The following is a 16,498-nucleotide window of genomic DNA, read 5'->3' as shown; positions in this document are numbered from 1 at the left end:
CCAATGATTGCTTAGTTTTTGCTTCTTAGCCCGCCGGATAGCAGGAGTACGCAGGGTGCCACGCAGGCGATGATGATGCCCGCCAATAGCCAAAGGTTGAGCCCAGAACTTGGGGTTGGGTTCAGTGTCGCCTTCGCAAGCCGCACACGCGGTATTTCGAGTGCGGAGGTTTCTTCAAGCTGAGTTGCTGGAACCGCCACGCCGATGGTGGCCGACTTGCCTGCCCTTGGCACCGATTTCGGTTTTTGTGGCAATGAATCCAAAGGTGCCTTGGCAGGTTCGGAGGTTTCCTTCACCTCCTTGTTGTCTTGTGAACCGCTCTTCGTTTCGACCTTTGGCCCGTTTTGTTTGGCCACCTGCTCATAATGCTTCCGGATTTTGATGATCCAGGGTTCGAGATAATAAACCTCCTGCACCTTCTCCGGAACAGGGCCGCCGCCATGATCGTCGTCCATGAGCATCGCAAACGTATTGGGGCTGCCCGCATGGCTGCGGTGCGCAAGTTTGCGGGTCTGAGCTTGGGCAAAACTTGCCAGAAGCAGCAGCGCGAGAAAAAGGAGATGATGTGTACGCATCTTGAAATTCAAAACTGTTGAACGGTTGAAACCATCTTTTACGAAGAACGCAATTTTCATGGAAATGGTACAGTAAATCCTGCGGGATTCAATCCAAAAGGATGCTGCGGATGGTCTTTGGTTTGCCGCGGGATTAAGTTTTCCGATCTTTTCATTGCTTCTTGCGCACTGTTTTCAAGTGAGGCCAAGGCTTGCGTTTCACAGAAATGCTCCTTGATCTGATTCACCCAGTCACCGAGTTGGTATTTTCTCCAATCCTCCAAGGGGGCGTTTTCCTGAGGATCGTACACGGTCATGGGTTCAAACATCGGGCCATTGGCCGGCTTCGGGACGTAGGTCCTTTTGTTTTGTGCCAGGGCCATTGTCGTTCCGACGAGCAGGAGCAACAAGAGACAGATGGAATTTTTCATGATTCTTTCGGGCGAAAGGAGTAATCGATCACCTACCAATCCTCCAACGAATGCCTTCATAGCTTTCGTATAAACGAAATTTTTTCTGTGCGCAGAAGCCAACTTCCGGGATGCAGCATTGCACAAAATGCGCCAAATTTGATGTGAATCCGTCCGGATCGTTTCGGCGGGCATTGACAATGTCAGACAGTACACATGCTACTTGGCCTTTGTGGCAGCGGATTTTGTTCCGCTTTACTTTCCTTTTGCTGGGAATGCTGCTGCTGACATTTCCCTACCACCGGCCGTATCTTCCGGATTTCGGGGTGTTGCTGTCGCCGATTACCATGATGCTTGCCGATTGGGCTGCGCTTCATCTTTGGGGTATTTCCTTTAAATACCTTCCCGAAATCGCAAACGACGGCGTTTTACTGTACACACACGTCGCCAATACAGTGATTTTCGCGTTGGTTGGAACGGGAATTTGGTCCTGGTTTGACCGCAAAAGAGGGGCCTATTCTCAAGCGCATTACCTGTTTCGGGTCGGAGTGCGGTACTTTCTCGCGACCGCGATGCTCACCTATGGCCTGGTCAAGGTCTTCAAATTTCAGTTTTATTTGCCGGAGCCCGTGACGCTTTACACCGACCTCGGCGAAGTGCCACGTGACCTGCTTTTCTGGAGCACGATGGGCACCTCGCGCAGCTATTCGATTTTTACGGGCAGCTTGGAAGTTCTTGCCGGATTGCTTCTGCTTGGACGCCGCACCACCTTGGTGGGTGCCTTGCTTGGGCTTGGCATCATGGCCAATGTGCTGGCGATCAACTTGAGTTTTGACATCTCTGTCAAGGTTTTTTCGATGTTTTTGTGCGTTTTGTTAGCGGTGCTGATTGCCCCGTCGGGACTGCGGGTATGGGATTTCTTCCTTGGTAGGCCGAGTCAAGTGACGAAACTTTGGGAACCGCAATGGCATCCGGGATGGCGCCGGATTGCCCACATCGCTGCCAAAACCTTCGTGGTCTCCATTTTGCTTTTTGACGCCTTGGCGCCTTACGTTTCCACCGGCAATTTCAACGATGACCTTGCACCCCGTCCGCCGTTCCATGGAGCGTACAAAGTCACCGAATTTGTCAGGAATGGCGACTCATTGGCGCCGGACTTGCGAATGGAAAGTCGGTGGCGCCGCGTTTTCGTTCACCGAAAAGGCTTTTTTGACATTCAAACCATGGACGACAAAATCCACGACTACGTGCTTGAATGGGACACCGCCGCAAAACAAATCCGGTTTTTGGATCCTGCAACGCTCGCCTTCGGGGACTTCGAATATGTCACGCGCAGCGATTCAACCCTGCAACTTTCCGGGCTGATGAATGCCGATACGCTCGCCGTCGAATTAAAAATGATGGATTGGCGCAAATTGCCACTACTCCAAGGAGAATTTCATTGGACGAGTGATCCGTTTTAAGGCAAGGAGGTTTTGAGGCTGGGTTGAGAATGCCTTCGAATGGCGACCGTCCGTAGACCCTTTTACCAAGAATACATCAACCATTTGTCGCCGTCTTGGATCAGGGTGATCGCACCAATTCCATTTTCCACATCCGGCGAATTGACCTGGAATTTTTTGACCGTTTTGCCGTCTTCTGAGCGCTCCCCGGTCTCTTTCAACTTGAGCGAACCCTTAAACATGGCACCCAATTCGTCCCAGGTTGACGGATCTTCTTTGATTTTGTTCACTTCGCTTTCGCGCTCCAACCTCTCCGGATACCAACATTGGGTGTATTTGTCCAAGTCCTTGGCCTTGATCGCGGTGACCATGGTCTCAAACGTTGCTTCCGGGGTTGAAAAGGGTGTGGTCGGGCTGCTGCCGCCTTTGCAGGTGGCAAAAAACAGTACCGGGATCAGCAGGGCAAACAAGAATGTGCTTTTCATTCAATCAAGGTAAGCAAATTGGACTTTTGAAGCAACCCATTCGAAGGAACAGGTCACCAAATTCTACCTCACCAAGGTGACTTGCCCCACATATTCCTTTTCGCCGATGGTCACCTTGAAGAAATAGACGCCATCGGGCAATGGTTCCCCGTTTTTGTTGCTGCCGTCCCAAGCCTCGAGCTTGTTGCGGGTGCTGAAGTGCTGCGCCCCCCACCGGTCAAAAATTGACATCGTAAAAGGCTGCGAACCTGTATAAAGTGTTACAAAGCCATCGTTGAGGCCATCGCCATTCGGGCTGAAGACATTCGGCAGGAAAACACCCCCCTCGATCAGGGTAAAAGGTCCATGCACAACGCGGCTGATGCAGCCTTCGCCTGACCAAGCCGTGAGGGTCACGAAATATTGGCCCAATTCCGTGTAGCTGTGTACGGGGTTGGTCAATTCGCTGAAAATGCCATCTCCGAAGTCCCACAACAGTTGCGAAGCCCCGACAGTTTGGTCATAAAGAAACAACTGCTGATCGGGAAAAATCATCGTCGTCGGAAAATCGGGCTCACTTCGGAAATCGGCCACGACGGTGTCGCGCACATGCACGGTCACGCTCGTGGCTACGTCTTCGCAGGCGCCCACGGTCGCAGTCGTATGCGTGACCACATAATCGCCCGGCCGCGTGTACGTATGGATCGGATGCGGGCTGTTGCTCACCGGCGAACCGTCGCCAAAGTTCCAGATATGCAAGGTCGCATTGCCGCTCAAGTCCGTAAAGCTGACCGCGTGCGGTGGGCAGCCCTCTTCTTCGGAACTCGTAAAGGAGGCGTCGGTGGGCGGAATCACATTCAGCTGCACCACAATGGATTCCGTGCAACCTCCCTCGCTGATGAAGGCAGTGTAGGTCGTCGAGTCGCTCGGGCGCGGCCATCGGATCAAAACTATTGGGGTCGCTCAGTCCGTTGCTCGGCACCCAAACGATCTGTGCATTCCCCAATCCGCCGCCGGCGTGGAATTGTACGGAGTCGCCACCACATATAATAGATGTGTCGGCTTCGGCAAAGCTGCCCAAGCCGGGACTCAGGATCACTAAGACCGAGTCGTAGGTTTCGCAGGTATTGTTGCGCACGGCGAAATGGTACATCGTCGATTGCGTTGGCCAGACCGTCGGCTGTGCGAGGGTGGTGTCATTGATATTGGTTGCCGGAATCCAAGTGTACCAAATCTCCGAAGGAATCGCACTGTCGGTAGCGGCATAATAATAGCTGCCTTGCAACACGACCGAATCCCCTGCACAAATGGTTTGCACCGGTCCGGCCTCGGCTTGCGGCGTTGGCTTGAGTTTGACCCAGACGCTGTCGAGCGGACTTTCGCAGCCCCAGCTGCTCGTGGCCACCAAGTAGTACCAAGTCGAGGAGTCCGGGCTTGCTGCTGGATTTTCCAGCGTCGGATTGTTGAGGCCCGTGGTCGGCGTCCATTGATAGGTGTAGCTCGCCGAACTGTCACCCGCAGCAAAGGCATCCAAGAAGGCAGTGTCCCCCAGACAGATTTCGCGGATGTTGCCCGCGCTCGGGGTGGGAAGGGTATGTACCCAGAAGGTCATAGAGTCGCCGTAGCTCGGGCAACCATTGCTCCAGACCACGAGGGTGTAAATGTGGGTGAATGGCGGCGAAGCAATCGGATTGGGAACGGTGGAATCGCTCAATCCGACATACGGCGTCCATTGGAAATTGTAATTGGGGCCGGCTCCATATCCGAGGCCTTGGATCACGGTCGTGTCGCCCAAGCAGGTATGGATGTCCGGTCCCGCGTCCGCGATCGGGCGTGGCTGTACATGCACGGTCACCGTCGAGAGCGTGTCGGTGGTGGTCGGTGCGCTCGTGCAGCCATTGGCGGAGATGCCGACGAGGGTGTAAATCGTTGTCGTATCCGGCCGTGCATGCGGATTCAAGATCGTGCTGTCATTCAACCCCAAGCCTGGCATCCAGTAAAATTGAAAAGGTCCGGGGGCATTGGAAAAGCTGCCTTGGAGGATGGCTCCCGGCGCAGGCTGCTGACAGATGTATTGGTCGGGTCCTGCATCGGCGATGGGGACGGGCAAAATTTCGACCAAGGCACTGTCGATCTCGGAGAGGCAACCCCTTGAATCGCTCACCTGCAAATAATACATGGTCGTCTGACTCGGATTGGCCATCGGATCATCGTCAAAGGTGGAATCCAATCCGCAGAAGGTATTCGTCGAATCGCACCACCAAGTATAGTAAAAAGGTCCCGTTCCTCCGAAGATGTTCCCAGCGTTCAATTGCGCCCCGCCGGTACCTTCGCAGAATGAACTCGGCGGACCGGCATCGGCAAAATAATACGTGACAAAGACATCGACATACGCCGTGTCGCGGCAGCCGTTGCTGTCGATCACGGTTACGCTGTAGGTTGTGTTTTGCACCGGGCTTGCGATCGGACTGGCAATCGTGCTGTCAGTTAAGGTTCCCCCGGGTGACCAATCATAAGTTGCTCCTCCGCCTGCGTGCAATTGCGCATCGCCGCCGGCGCAAACCGTATCCGAGCCGCCCGCCAAGGCGAGTGGATTGGCAAATACCGTCACCGTGGCCACTGCGGTATCTGAAATATTGCAGCTATTGCTGTCGACCGCGATCAAGGTAACGGTATAGGTTCCGGGCAGGGTGTAAAGGTGATAGGCATTGACGGTCGTGACCGTCGGACTCCCGTCGCCAAAGTCCCAGATATAGGAAACGCCGCCATTACTGTTGTTGGTGAAGGAAACGGGAAAGGGTGCGCAAGAATCGAAGGTCTGCGCGATATAGGCGGCAAACACATCCTGCGGATCAAATTGGAATTTGAAAACGCCCAGGTTGCAGTTGCTGCTGTTGTTGGTCTGCGAAACGGCACCCGGTGTGGTCGGCAGGTCGGAATTGCCGCCGCAACCTGCACAAATGGCTTCATAGATGCGCAATTGGCGGTCAAACCGGCTTGTGCCCCCATCGACATGTTCGGCGCTGAAGGGGCCACCATAAAAGGTCGCATACTCCAACGCCAAGGCATCCGGCGTGAGGATGATAATGTAAAAGTCGCTGCCGTCGGTTGTCGTTTGGAAGGCCCCAACGGTCGTCGGCAGGCCGGTCGTATAACCATTTGTGGGTGTCGTGAAATTCAGGTTGTCGGCACCACCCCATCCCGCCACGTAGATGAAGCCGCAGCGATCGATCAAAAATGCCGTCGGCGAAATATCCACGATTCCCGTTCCGTTGCCAAACACAGTTGAGAATGCCGTCGTGGTGAGCGTCGGATTGTATTTTGCCGTGAATTGGTTGCCATTCGGATTGCTGTACACACCGGGGGTGACCGGAAAGGCGCCAAGCGTTTGGCCCACGACATAGATGTCTTGGGCTGCATCAATTTCCAGGAAAAAGCATTGATCATAGTCCGGCGTGCCAATGTATGTACTTGCGAGAATGGCAGTTCCCGTTGGATTGAAGCGTGTGATGTAGCCATCGATCGCCCCATTGTAGGCCTGGGAAATGACACCCGGGGTCGTAGGAAAATTCGGGCTTTCCGTTCCGCCGGCGACGTAGGGATTGCCGGATGCGTCGATTTTGATCGAATAGCCAGCATCGTTTCCGCTGCCACCGAGGTAGGTGGACCACCCAAGTGTTGTCAAGGTTGGGTTCAGCCGAAACACAACTGCATCCTGCGCACCACCGCTTGCCGGCTGAAAACATCCCGGCGTCACTGGGAAGTTTCCGCTTTGGCTGCACGAAGCGATGTACACGTTCCCAGCTGGGTCAAGCATGACTTCGCCGCGTGAATCGTCGCCATAGTTGTGGTAGAGGCTCTGAATGCCAGGACCGTAATTGGTCGTGATGTTGAGACCGTCATCTGCCGTCCCACCCATGTAGGTGGACCCGATCAAGGCGGTACCCGTTGCATTGAGCTTGGTTACGACAATGTCGGAGGAGCCACCCATCACGGTTTGGAAGGCTCCAGGTGTCGTCGGAAAGTTTGCGGACCAAGCACGGCCGTAGATGATCAATTCGCCAGCGTCGTTGGTGATCAGGGATTGTGGTTGCTCGTTGAGGGAGCCGCCGATGTATGTGCTCCAGACAATGGCGGTGCCTGTGGGATTGAACTTGGTGATCGACATGTCAAAGGGCAATCCGCCGAAGGGTGGTCCGCCGCCGCCGCCAAACGCGGTTTGATAGGCCCCGATCGATGTCGGATAGCCCAATCCGAATGCGATGCCACCTCCGTAGAGATTTCCCGCAGTATCAAAGGTTGCGGTATAACCGAAATTGTCGCTCGTCGAACCTGTAAATGAACCAAACACCCATGTGGGGTCGATCACCAATTCGAGGTCATGGCGGTAGTCCTGCGGGAAGGCGAACGTGACGACATTGTTTTCGAGGACGAAATGGCATTCGACCCCGACTTGAACACCGTCGATGATTTGGTAGGCAAAGGGCCGCATTTCGCGAAACGTGCCAATGCTCGTCGGGAAAACAAGATCGCCGTCTTCGATGCGAATGCCATCCAATCCTTCATATTTCAAACGAATCTCTTGCGCATCCGATCCCTCAGATACCACAAAATCATATTTCAATGCGTCCTTTTGACCATAGAAAATTGCATCAATTCCCTGATAAATGCCTTCGTAGCGAATTTCTCCATAAATCCCGACGGCTCCGGCCCATTTGGAAGGATCGTTGCCGATGAAGTAATTGTTGTACTGCGGATACTTTTCTGATGGCGAAATGACGGGATTTGCGCTTGCACCTTCGAAGACCAATTGAAATGCATGACCGCGGTAGTTGATCGGGGTGAGGTCACGGTTGGTCGGGCAATGAAAATAGTCGTCGTGCAAATGGCTGAGGTCGGCCAAGTTGTAGGTCAATTTGCCATCCTCAAAAAACACCTTTCCCCCCGGAATGCCGGCTTCATAGCGAATATAGGAATCCCATTGGCCCTTGTTTTCAACGAAATTGACAATGGAAGGCAATTCAGGCGCAACGGCCGGAGTTTTGTACTTGGCTTGTAGGGCGGAAAGTTGGCACGACAACAAAAGCAGGCTCAGGAACCAATGGCGAACAGTCATTTCTTGGAATTCAGCAGTAAGAAAACCCAAATGGGAAGGTAGCGGATTTTGATGCCAAAATGTAGCATTCCAGCGCTGAGCGGTCAAAATCGAGGCCTGAGCGGACTTTTGGAATGCAATGGGTGGGTGAACTTGTGCACTGCGGCAGCTGTATCAAACCCATCCGGCCCGACTAAACTTGCATCATCAGTCTGGCATTCCCCAAAATAAAACCTATTTTTGGCGCGATGTCGAAAAAACGCGCATTGGAGACGATACAAGCGCCCATCGCCGAGGAATTGGTACAATTTGAAAAGTACTTCCGGGGAGCGATGAAAAGCCGCGTGATGCTGCTCGACCAGATCATGCAGTATCTCATCAAGCGCAAAGGCAAGCAGATGCGTCCGATGTTTGTCTTGCTCAGTGCCAATCTCGCCGGCGGCATCACCCCGAGCACCTATCGCGGTGCAGCCCTCATCGAATTGCTCCACACCGCCACCCTCGTCCATGACGATGTGGTCGACGATGCCGACGAACGCCGCGGCTTCTTCAGCATCAACGCCCTCTGGAAAAACAAGATTGCCGTGTTGATCGGCGACTTCCTCCTGAGCAAGGGCCTGCTCATGTCCATGGAGCATGACGATTTTCAGTTGCTTAAGATTACCAGCAATGCCGTCAAACTCATGGCTGAAGGCGAATTGCTGCAAATCGAGAAGGCCAGAAAGCTCAATGTCGATGAGGCGGTGTACTTTGATATCATCCGGCAGAAGACCGCGTCGTTGATTGCGAGTTGCTGCGAAGTCGGAGCTGCAAGCGCGCGGCCTGACGATGCGCCATTCATCGAGCAGATGCGCCTCATGGGCGAAAAAATCGGCATGGCCTTCCAGATTCGCGACGACCTCTTTGACTACGGGACGGCGGATGTCGGCAAGCCTTTGGGCATCGACATCAAGGAAAAAAAGATGACCCTGCCGCTCATCCACGTGCTGAACAAGGCAAGCTGGGCGCAGCGCCGCAAGATCATCAACGTCGTCAAACGCCACAACACCGACAAAGCTGCCGTCGACTGGGTCATTCAATACGTGATCGACCACGGCGGCATCACCTACAGCGAGCAAGTCATGAACAACTTCCTCAAAGAAGCCATGGACATCCTCGACACCTTCCCCGAGTCACCCAGCAAGACGAGCCTTCGCGCCCTGGTCGATTATTCCGTGGCGAGGGAGAAGTAGGAATAGAGGCGAGGCGGCGGCCTCCGGCCGCACGCCGCCCGAACGACTGGCCTCTGGCCAAAATCGAAAACTCAGAAACGCGTCTAGAAACCTGTTTATTCTTGAAACAAAATGAAGAAGTTGATTTTCCTTTTCCTGATGCTTCAATCTTGTTTACTTCCGTCGCAGACAAAAGGAAATATTGATTTGTTGAATGGCTTCAAAAAGTTCAAATTTCAATCTTCCCCAAAAAGCATTTTGGGACCCGTTTTTGAAGGCTCAGAATTGAATGGTAGATTGAAACGATACAAAATTGATGCTGAAAGCCCCACGGATGGATATGACTACAATGTTGCTAACGAGCAAATTAAAATGGTTAGTCTGAGCTATTTCGATGAAAAATTGTTCGTGATCAATTTTTGGACTTTTGAAACATTGGAGAACTATGTGCTGAAGCAAAACGGCGGGATTCCCTCAACTCCTGGAAATCTTGGTGCAGAGTTGAATAGACTATTTGGATCGTTCGATCATAAAAAGACTGAGGAGGGGATATTGGGAAAGGAAACCACATTCACGTGGGAAACGCAAAACATACTGGTTCAGTTCGTGATATCAAACTATAACCTCCAGGAGGAAGAGGTTCATTACAATTTGATATTTACGTACAAACCCATTGAAAACAAGGTTACTCTTGCGAAATATGAGCATTAATTTAACGCAGATTGTTGGAAAAGCGGTTATGCAAATGACCCCATTAAGTGAAACAGGAGCGGGCTTCAGAGGGGCCTCGATGCAGAAAAGCCAGTTTTTCCTTAAATTAGGATCAGAAACAAAGCATAGACGATGTTCATAGAGTCATTAAAGGTATCGTACCCTTCCGAGGGATGGTCATTGGAGCAAACGAAATTTGATCGTTTCAATTTGTTGGTAGGAGCAAGTGGGGTAGGGAAGACGAGGATTTTGGAGGCAATCAAGTTTCTTACAGATCTAGCCACAAATCGAACAATTTCAGAAAGTCATCCTAGTGATATCATTGTTTGGGAACTCTCTTTGAGGACGATCGACGGGAGGCTCTTCGAATGGGAAGGGCGTGCAGAAATTGAAGAGTTTGTGGAAAGAAAGGGTCAAGATCGGCATTTTGAAGCTAGCTTTGATTTTGAAAGGGTAACAGAATCTGGAAAAGAAATCGTTGCGAGACAAAGGGACATAGTAAAATACTCCAATTTCAACCTGCCAAAACTGAACGAAAACCTAAGCATAATCAATCTGTTTGAGACAGAGGGTCAAATCGCAGATATTAGCAAGGAGCTTAAAAATACTTTTCCATTTTCAGAGATTGAGATTGACAAGGCATTCCTAAATGACTTGAAGGAAATCGATCTGTGGAAGGGGCTAACCGTTGATGGGATTCGAAGGTCCAGCGCAAACCTAGCACTGCGTCTTGGTTGGTTAAGTAGTCATCCTGAAGGGAAGCCAATTTTTGATCGTATTAGAGATCGATACATTGAGATATTTCCGTTTGTTGATGATTTACTAGAGGGTGTCGATTTCCGGCAAACAAGTCCAAGATTTTATTGGAATATTTCCGAATATGGATTGGTGGATTCATTTAGACTTGGTACCGTTTCTACTGGCATGCGAAAAACGTTGGCCTTGCTTGCCCAAATTGAACTCTGCCCTGACAATTCCCTCATCCTAATTGATGAATTCGAAAACAGCCTCGGAGCAAACTGCATCGACCTTGTCGCAGAAGCCGTCCAAAACGCTGGTCGTGGGCTTCAGTTTATCATCACGAGCCACCATCCATACATCATCAATCGTATCGGTGCCAAACATTGGAAAATTGTCACGCGAAAAGGTGGGGTGGTAAGTACACATACAGCTGAGGAACTAGGCATTGGGCGTTCAAGGCATGAAAACTTCACCCAACTCACCCAATTGGAGGCCTTTCAAACAGGTGTGATTTCCGAATGAATCTGTATTTCATTGTTGAGGGAAGACGAACGGAGTACAAGATATATCCTGCTTGGCTTCAGCAGCTTCTTCCCGAATTTCATCGCGTTGCGGTCCCTACGGAAGCACAGGACAAAAATTTCTATCTGGCTCATGGACAAGGTATTCCTTCATTGTACCGTTTTGTTCAGGATGCCGTGGAGGAGCTGAATGATTTGGGGACCTTCGATTTCCTTGTCATTTGCCTCGATGCAGAAGAAGGATCACTGGAACAAGCGCGGGTTGACTTGATGAATAGCCTTGCGAAGCGGAATCTTAAGCCTCGAGGATATGAATTGAAAGTGATCGTGCAGAACAGATGCATTGAAACTTGGCTTTTAGGGAACCGAAAAGTTTTTCAGCGCAACCCAGCCGACGAGGTTCTTCGTGGCTACATTTCCCACTTCGATGTGTCCCAGAACGACCCAGAACAAATGCCAAATATTCATCAAGACTCAACGCATGCGGCTTTTCACCTAGACTATCTCAAAAGAGTCTTTCGGGAAAGGAATATGGAGTATTCAAAAGTTTCGCCAACCGCAGTGATGACGCCCGATTACCTCGACCAGCTCATCCTTCGAACCCAACAAACCGATCACCTTCAGACCCTCAAAGACTTCCTCCTTTTCTGCCAAAAGATTTCTTGATCCAAACTTTCCCATTCCCTGCCTACCTTTGCACCTCGGATGGAAGTTCAGAAAATCATTGAGGCGCTCATTTTTGCCGCCGACGGCCCTATGAAGCCGACACAGTTCCTGGAGATTTTCCAGAATGAGGATTTTTTTGGGATCAAATTCGATGAGGATGTCCTCAACGACGCGCTCGCAGCGCTCTTGGCCAAGTATCAGAGCGACGAATTTGTCTTCGAACTCAAGCAAATCGACGGCGGCTACCAGTTTTATACCAAAAAGGACTATTATCCTTTTGTGAAGCATGCCGTTTTGGCCAAAAGCACCCGGCGGATGTCACGGGCGAGCTTGGAAACCCTGTCGATCATCGCCTACAAGCAGCCCATCACCAAACTGAAATCGAATTCATCCGTGGGGTGAATTGCGACTACGCCGTGAGCAAGCTGTTGGAAAAGAACCTGATCGAGATTCGCGGTCGCGCCGAATTTGCAGGCAGACCTTTATTATATGGTACGACGCCGTTTTTCATGGAGTACTTCGCGTTGAATGACCTCCGTGACTTGCCCAAACTCGACGAATTGAATTCGGAGGAAAAGGATTTTCAGGCGCAGTTCAAGGTGTATGTAAATGACGACGAAGCCGAAGGTGATGGAGAAGATCTTGTGGAGCAAATGGAAGCCGCGGATGAATTGCATCAAATGACGGTCGAAGAAGACGAGCCAACCGATACAATAGACGAAGAAGCCACCTTCCAACGCCTGGAAGGGGAATTTAGAATCAAGGATTTGGAGGAAGAATAATCCGTGGAAGAGAAAACAAAAAAGACAGCAGCTGCCAAGACATCTACCAAGAAAGTCGAAGCCGTGAGCCCCAAAGAAAAGCCGACCGCCGCCAAGGCCGTGAAAGCCGCCGCAACCGAGAAGTCGGTCGCAGCTACAAAAGCAGCACCCAAGGCCAAAGCCGTCTCCAAAGCCAAACCTGTTGATGCTCCTGTCGCTGCTGAAAAACCAGCCGCCAAGAAGGCCGCCGCCACCAAAGCCAAATCCGCTGCCGCGCCCGTCGCTGCTGAAAAGCCTGCTGCCAAAAAGGCCGCCGTCTCCAAAGCCAAATCCGCTGCCGCGCCCGTCGCTGCGGAAAAACCAGCCGCAAAGAAGGCCGCCGCCTCCAAAGCCAAATCCGCTGACGCGCCCGTCGTTGCTGAAAAACCAGCCGCGAAAAAGGCCGCCGCTTCCAAAGCAAAATCCGCCGAGGCTCCTGTCGCTGCTGAAAAACCAGCCGCAAAGAAGGCCGCCGCCTCCAAAGCCAAATCCGCTGACGCGCCTGTCGCTGCAGAAAAACCGGCTGCCAAAAAGGCCGCTGGCAAATCCAAGGCAATAGCCGCAGAGCCGACAATCGCTGAAACGAAAACGCCATCCGGCGATGAAGCGTCTTCTAAAGTTCGCTCAAAGCCGCGCCGCCGCGAATTGAAGCGACTGGGATTGCTCAAACCAAAGGAAAACAAAAAGCAAAAACGCTTCGATGACGCCCAAAGGCACGATTGAAGCCAAAGAGGCCCCAAAGGCAAAGGAACGACAATAAAAAGCCTGCTGAAATTCGACAAGAGACAGCAGCATCCGAAAAATCGGTCGCCGCGCCGCAGATTGTCAAGGGAAAATCCACCAACAAGTCAGCGCAGGCGTCGGAAGGCAAGTCCAAGTGCGACCACAAAGCTGAGGATCGCGATGAACCGAAGGCAAAGGTCAAAGGCAAAGACAGCAAGTCCAAGCCCAAATTGATGCCCGAGGAGTTTGGCGGCTTCCAAAAACAGATCAGCCCCAAGGCTGAACGTAAAAACGAGCGCCGCAAGGAGCGGCAGGAAAAGGCCGAGCGGGAACAAGACCAAAGCCATGGTTTGTTTGAACAGCCGATTCGCCTGAACCGTTTTGTCGCCCTCTCCGGAATTTGCTCACGCCGCGATGCCGACGGACTCATCAGCGACGGAAAAGTCAAGGTCAATGGCAAAGTTGTCAAGGAAATGGGCTTCAAAGTGCAGCCCGGCAAGGACAAGGTTGTCTTCAAAGACCACGAGTTGCGGATCAAAGTGTTTGTCTACCTGTTGATGAACAAGCCCAAAAACAAGCTTGCAACGACGGAAGACGATCTTGGTCGCGATACGGTCATGGAAATTGCCGAGCGTTATACCAAGGCACGCGTTTATCCTGTCGGCAGGCTCGACCGCAATGCAACCGGCCTGCTTTTGTTGACCAACGACGGCGACTTGACGAAAAAGCTGACGCAGGCGGGAAGTAAATTCACCAAGATCTACCATGTACGCCTCGACAAAGAAGTTTCCGAGACCCAAATTTTGGCGATGAGAAAAGGAATTTCACTTGAGGAAGGCGTCGTGAAAGCCGACAAAGTTGAATATCTTTCCAACGGCGGACTCAATGAGCTCGCCATTCAAATTCAAAGTGGTGCCAACCATGTGGTCAAGCGAATGGTGGAACAGCTTGGTTTTGAGATCGTAACGTTGGATCGTGTGCAATTTGGCCCGCTTGACAAAAGAGGCTTGCCGCGCGGCACATGCAGGTTGCTGAGCGAAAAGGAAGTCGGATTCCTCAAAATGCTCTAAAAAAGGGTAAAGAAAATTGCACTGCTCAGGTAATCTGAAGGTGCCCTTTCTGAAACATCAGGCATTGTTTTTTACCCTTTGGCCCATGGTTTGTCCGCCTTACTGTGTAATGCACGCATCAAATTGCGCGTGCAGAGTTTGGGGGATCGCCGTTTTATTGTAACAAGTTTGCTGCTGGAAGACATGTGGGGCCAATTTTTCAAAAATCTTTGCGATTAAAAAGATCAAGCTAACTTGAGCGTTCATTTCAAGAAATTCATTGTATTCACTTTTCTTCCTTAGCAAAAGATTACTGGATTCATCCAAAAACTTTGAATTAGTAAAAGCGTGATATGAAAACTGTAGGTACCGGTGCTGGCGATAACGGCCGCACAATCAAAAAATCTAATCCTTTGAAGTCTTGGTTCCCTGCCCTGGTCATCGTGCTGGCATTAGTGGTAGCCTTTGTGGTGTTCAAATATGTCTTCGGATCACCAGACAACTTCGAGGGCGGCAAAGATGCTGCTGCACAAATGGATGCTTGGAAAGCGGCTGGATCAGTCGGTGAAGCTCCAAAGCACTGGACAGACGGTCACCCCTTGGATGGCAACATGCAAGGCACCATCTATAAAGGTGGTATCATCGTTCCGATTGGTATGTCTCTCTTCTTGATGGTATGGGTGTTTTTCATCGAGCGCCTCATCTCTGTCGTATTCATGGCCAAGGCTCCGGCTCCGTGGACGTGTTTGTACAACGTGTGCGCCTTGCCTTGCGTGATGGTGACATCGACGGTGCGATTCAGGCTTGTGACAAACAGCGCGGCTCTGTCGCAAATGTGGTCAAGGCTGGTCTTACCAAGTACAAGGAGGTCGAAGCCAATCCAGTGCACGACAAGGAAACCAACCGTGAGGCGATCCAGAAAGAACTGGAAGAAGCCACCACCTTGGAACTTCCTATGCTTGAGCGCAACCTGCCAATCATTGCAACCATCGCATCCATCGGGTGTTGGTCGGTTTGTTTGGTACGGTTTTGGGTATGATCAAGGCCTTCTCCGCACTCGCCGTCACCGGAACATCCGACTCGACCGAGCTTGCAACAGGTATTTCCGAGGCACTTGTGAATACCGCTATCGGTATCGGAACTTCCGCTTTGGCAATTATCTTCTACAACTTCTTTACGGTTCAAATCGACTCCTTGACTTATCAGATCGATGAGGCCGGTTACAGCATCGTGCAGACGTACGAAACGACGACGACGCACAAGTGATTTTTCCGCTGACCCCTACAATAAATAGGTGTCAAAAGGAGTTGTAACCTTAAAAGGAGGGTATTATGCCTAAGGTAAAACCAAAGAGGAAAAATCCGTCAATTGACATGACCGCGATGGTGGACGTTGCGTTCCTGCTGCTGACCTTTTTCATCATGTCTGCAAAGTTCAAGGCTTCTGACAAGGTGCTTGTCGATACCCCGACTTCGATCTCGACCTCGGAATTGAAAGACAAAAACTTGTTTATCATTACCGTGGACAAGAGTGGAATGGTGGTTGTCGGCGTTTCGCAGGAAACCCGGAAGGGCATGCTCGAGAAGATGATCGAAACCTACAGTCTGCCAGTATCCGAGGAAGGAATGACCTTCTTTGCCAATCAGCCAAGTTTTGGCGTGCCATTGGCCGAGTTCGGAAATTGGCTGGGCACAAAGGATCTCGACAAAATCAAGGAGTATCCCTACCATGGTATTCCCGTGAATACCGAGCGTGGACAGGTCAATGAGCCTCAAAGAATGGATCAACGCTGCAAGGCGTACCACCATGAGCTTCCTTTGCCATCAAAGGCACAGGGATGTGGCCTTGAGAAAATGGACAAAGTGATTGCCACCCTGCAAGAAGTGAACATCAATCGTTTTAACCTGATCACGGGCTTGGAGGCTGACCCCCAATGCTCCCAAAAGAAAGCTGCTGAAGCCGAAAGTGCCGAAGCCCTGCCGAAAAGTGATCATTTCATCTAGGAGGATTATAAAATGGCTGAAGTAGATACTACGGCGGAGGTGGGGAAACACAAAGGTGGTGCCCCCAAGCAAAAGAAAAATCCACACGCATCGACATGACCGCGATGG

12 protein-coding genes and 2 pseudogenes are annotated in these 16,498 nt (G+C 51.3%); 10 read left to right on the top strand and 4 right to left on the bottom strand.

Annotated features, from left to right (window positions below):
* Positions 1–11: 11 nt before the first annotated feature.
* Positions 12–575: a hypothetical protein gene (locus tag IPN95_28690; GenBank protein MBK9453299.1), complete on the bottom strand. Its 564-nt coding sequence runs from the start codon at positions 573–575 to the stop codon at positions 12–14.
* Positions 576–631: 56 nt separating this feature from the next.
* Positions 632–985 carry a hypothetical protein gene (locus IPN95_28685; protein MBK9453298.1) on the bottom strand — a complete coding sequence of 118 codons (354 nt, stop codon included), beginning with the start codon at positions 983–985 and terminating at the stop codon, positions 632–634.
* Positions 986–1,164: 179 nt separating this feature from the next.
* On the opposite strand from IPN95_28685, the gene IPN95_28680 reads away from it, so the two are divergent.
* Positions 1,165–2,427: a hypothetical protein gene (locus IPN95_28680; protein MBK9453297.1), complete on the top strand. Its 1,263-nt coding sequence runs from the start codon at positions 1,165–1,167 to the stop codon at positions 2,425–2,427.
* 62 nt (positions 2,428–2,489) lie between these two features.
* Here IPN95_28680 and IPN95_28675 read toward each other — a convergent pair whose 3' ends face one another.
* On the bottom strand, positions 2,490–2,891 hold the full coding sequence (locus IPN95_28675) for a hypothetical protein (GenBank protein MBK9453296.1): 402 nt from the start codon (positions 2,889–2,891) through the stop codon (positions 2,490–2,492).
* Between the two features lie 63 nt (positions 2,892–2,954).
* Positions 2,955–3,647, bottom strand: coding sequence for a gliding motility-associated C-terminal domain-containing protein (locus tag IPN95_28670; GenBank protein ID MBK9453295.1), 693 nt, complete (start codon positions 3,645–3,647; stop codon positions 2,955–2,957).
* Positions 3,648–8,213: 4,566 nt separating this feature from the next.
* Here IPN95_28670 and IPN95_28665 point away from each other — a divergent pair.
* The 9 genes and pseudogenes from IPN95_28665 (at position 8,214) to IPN95_28625 (ending at position 16,390) form a co-directional block, all read left to right on the top strand.
* Entirely contained in the window at positions 8,214–9,197 is a 984-nt protein-coding gene (locus IPN95_28665) for a polyprenyl synthetase family protein (protein MBK9453294.1), read from the top strand.
* Between the two features lie 111 nt (positions 9,198–9,308).
* The gene (locus IPN95_28660) at positions 9,309–9,887 is read left to right on the top strand and encodes a hypothetical protein (GenBank protein MBK9453293.1); all 579 of its coding nucleotides are present in this window, start codon (positions 9,309–9,311) and stop codon (positions 9,885–9,887) included.
* 180 nt (positions 9,888–10,067) lie between these two features.
* Complete coding sequence (locus tag IPN95_28655) at positions 10,068–11,150, top strand: ATP-binding protein (protein MBK9453292.1); 1,083 nt, start codon at positions 10,068–10,070, stop codon at positions 11,148–11,150.
* A complete protein-coding gene (locus IPN95_28650) occupies positions 11,147–11,815 on the top strand; it encodes a DUF4276 family protein (protein MBK9453291.1) in 669 nt (222 codons plus the stop codon). Before IPN95_28655 ends, IPN95_28650 begins: the two co-directional genes overlap by 4 nt.
* Before the next feature lie 39 nt (positions 11,816–11,854).
* Positions 11,855–12,597, top strand: a pseudogene (gene scpB / locus IPN95_28645) (SMC-Scp complex subunit ScpB).
* Between the two features lie 3 nt (positions 12,598–12,600).
* The gene (locus IPN95_28640) at positions 12,601–13,338 is read left to right on the top strand and encodes a hypothetical protein (protein MBK9453290.1); all 738 of its coding nucleotides are present in this window, start codon (positions 12,601–12,603) and stop codon (positions 13,336–13,338) included.
* Complete coding sequence (locus IPN95_28635; protein MBK9453289.1) at positions 13,335–14,408, top strand: rRNA pseudouridine synthase; 1,074 nt, start codon at positions 13,335–13,337, stop codon at positions 14,406–14,408. Before IPN95_28640 ends, IPN95_28635 begins: the two co-directional genes overlap by 4 nt.
* Positions 14,409–14,740: 332 nt before the next feature.
* A pseudogene (locus IPN95_28630) lies at positions 14,741–15,653 on the top strand (MotA/TolQ/ExbB proton channel family protein).
* 65 nt (positions 15,654–15,718) lie between these two features.
* Positions 15,719–16,390, top strand: coding sequence for a biopolymer transporter ExbD (locus IPN95_28625; GenBank protein ID MBK9453288.1), 672 nt, complete (start codon positions 15,719–15,721; stop codon positions 16,388–16,390).
* Positions 16,391–16,498 lie beyond the last annotated feature (108 nt).

Source organism: Bacteroidota bacterium, from assembly GCA_016718825.1.
GTDB lineage: Bacteria > Bacteroidota > Bacteroidia > J057 > JADKCL01 > JADKCL01.
This window is presented reverse-complemented; position numbering and strand designations above follow the sequence as displayed.

Excerpts from the sequence above, each read along its gene's own strand:
- IPN95_28680 (MBK9453297.1), top strand. The coding sequence starts at position 1,165 with ATGTCAGACAGTACACATGCTACTTGGCCTTTGTGGCAGCGGATTTTG.
- IPN95_28650 (MBK9453291.1), top strand. The coding sequence starts at position 11,147 with ATGAATCTGTATTTCATTGTTGAGGGAAGACGAACGGAGTACAAGATA.
- IPN95_28660 (MBK9453293.1), top strand. The coding sequence starts at position 9,309 with ATGAAGAAGTTGATTTTCCTTTTCCTGATGCTTCAATCTTGTTTACTT.
- IPN95_28665 (MBK9453294.1), top strand. The coding sequence starts at position 8,214 with ATGTCGAAAAAACGCGCATTGGAGACGATACAAGCGCCCATCGCCGAG.
- IPN95_28690 (MBK9453299.1), bottom strand. The coding sequence starts at position 575 with ATGCGTACACATCATCTCCTTTTTCTCGCGCTGCTGCTTCTGGCAAGT.
- IPN95_28625 (MBK9453288.1), top strand. The coding sequence starts at position 15,719 with ATGCCTAAGGTAAAACCAAAGAGGAAAAATCCGTCAATTGACATGACC.
- IPN95_28685 (MBK9453298.1), bottom strand. The coding sequence starts at position 985 with ATGAAAAATTCCATCTGTCTCTTGTTGCTCCTGCTCGTCGGAACGACA.
- IPN95_28675 (MBK9453296.1), bottom strand. The coding sequence starts at position 2,891 with ATGAAAAGCACATTCTTGTTTGCCCTGCTGATCCCGGTACTGTTTTTT.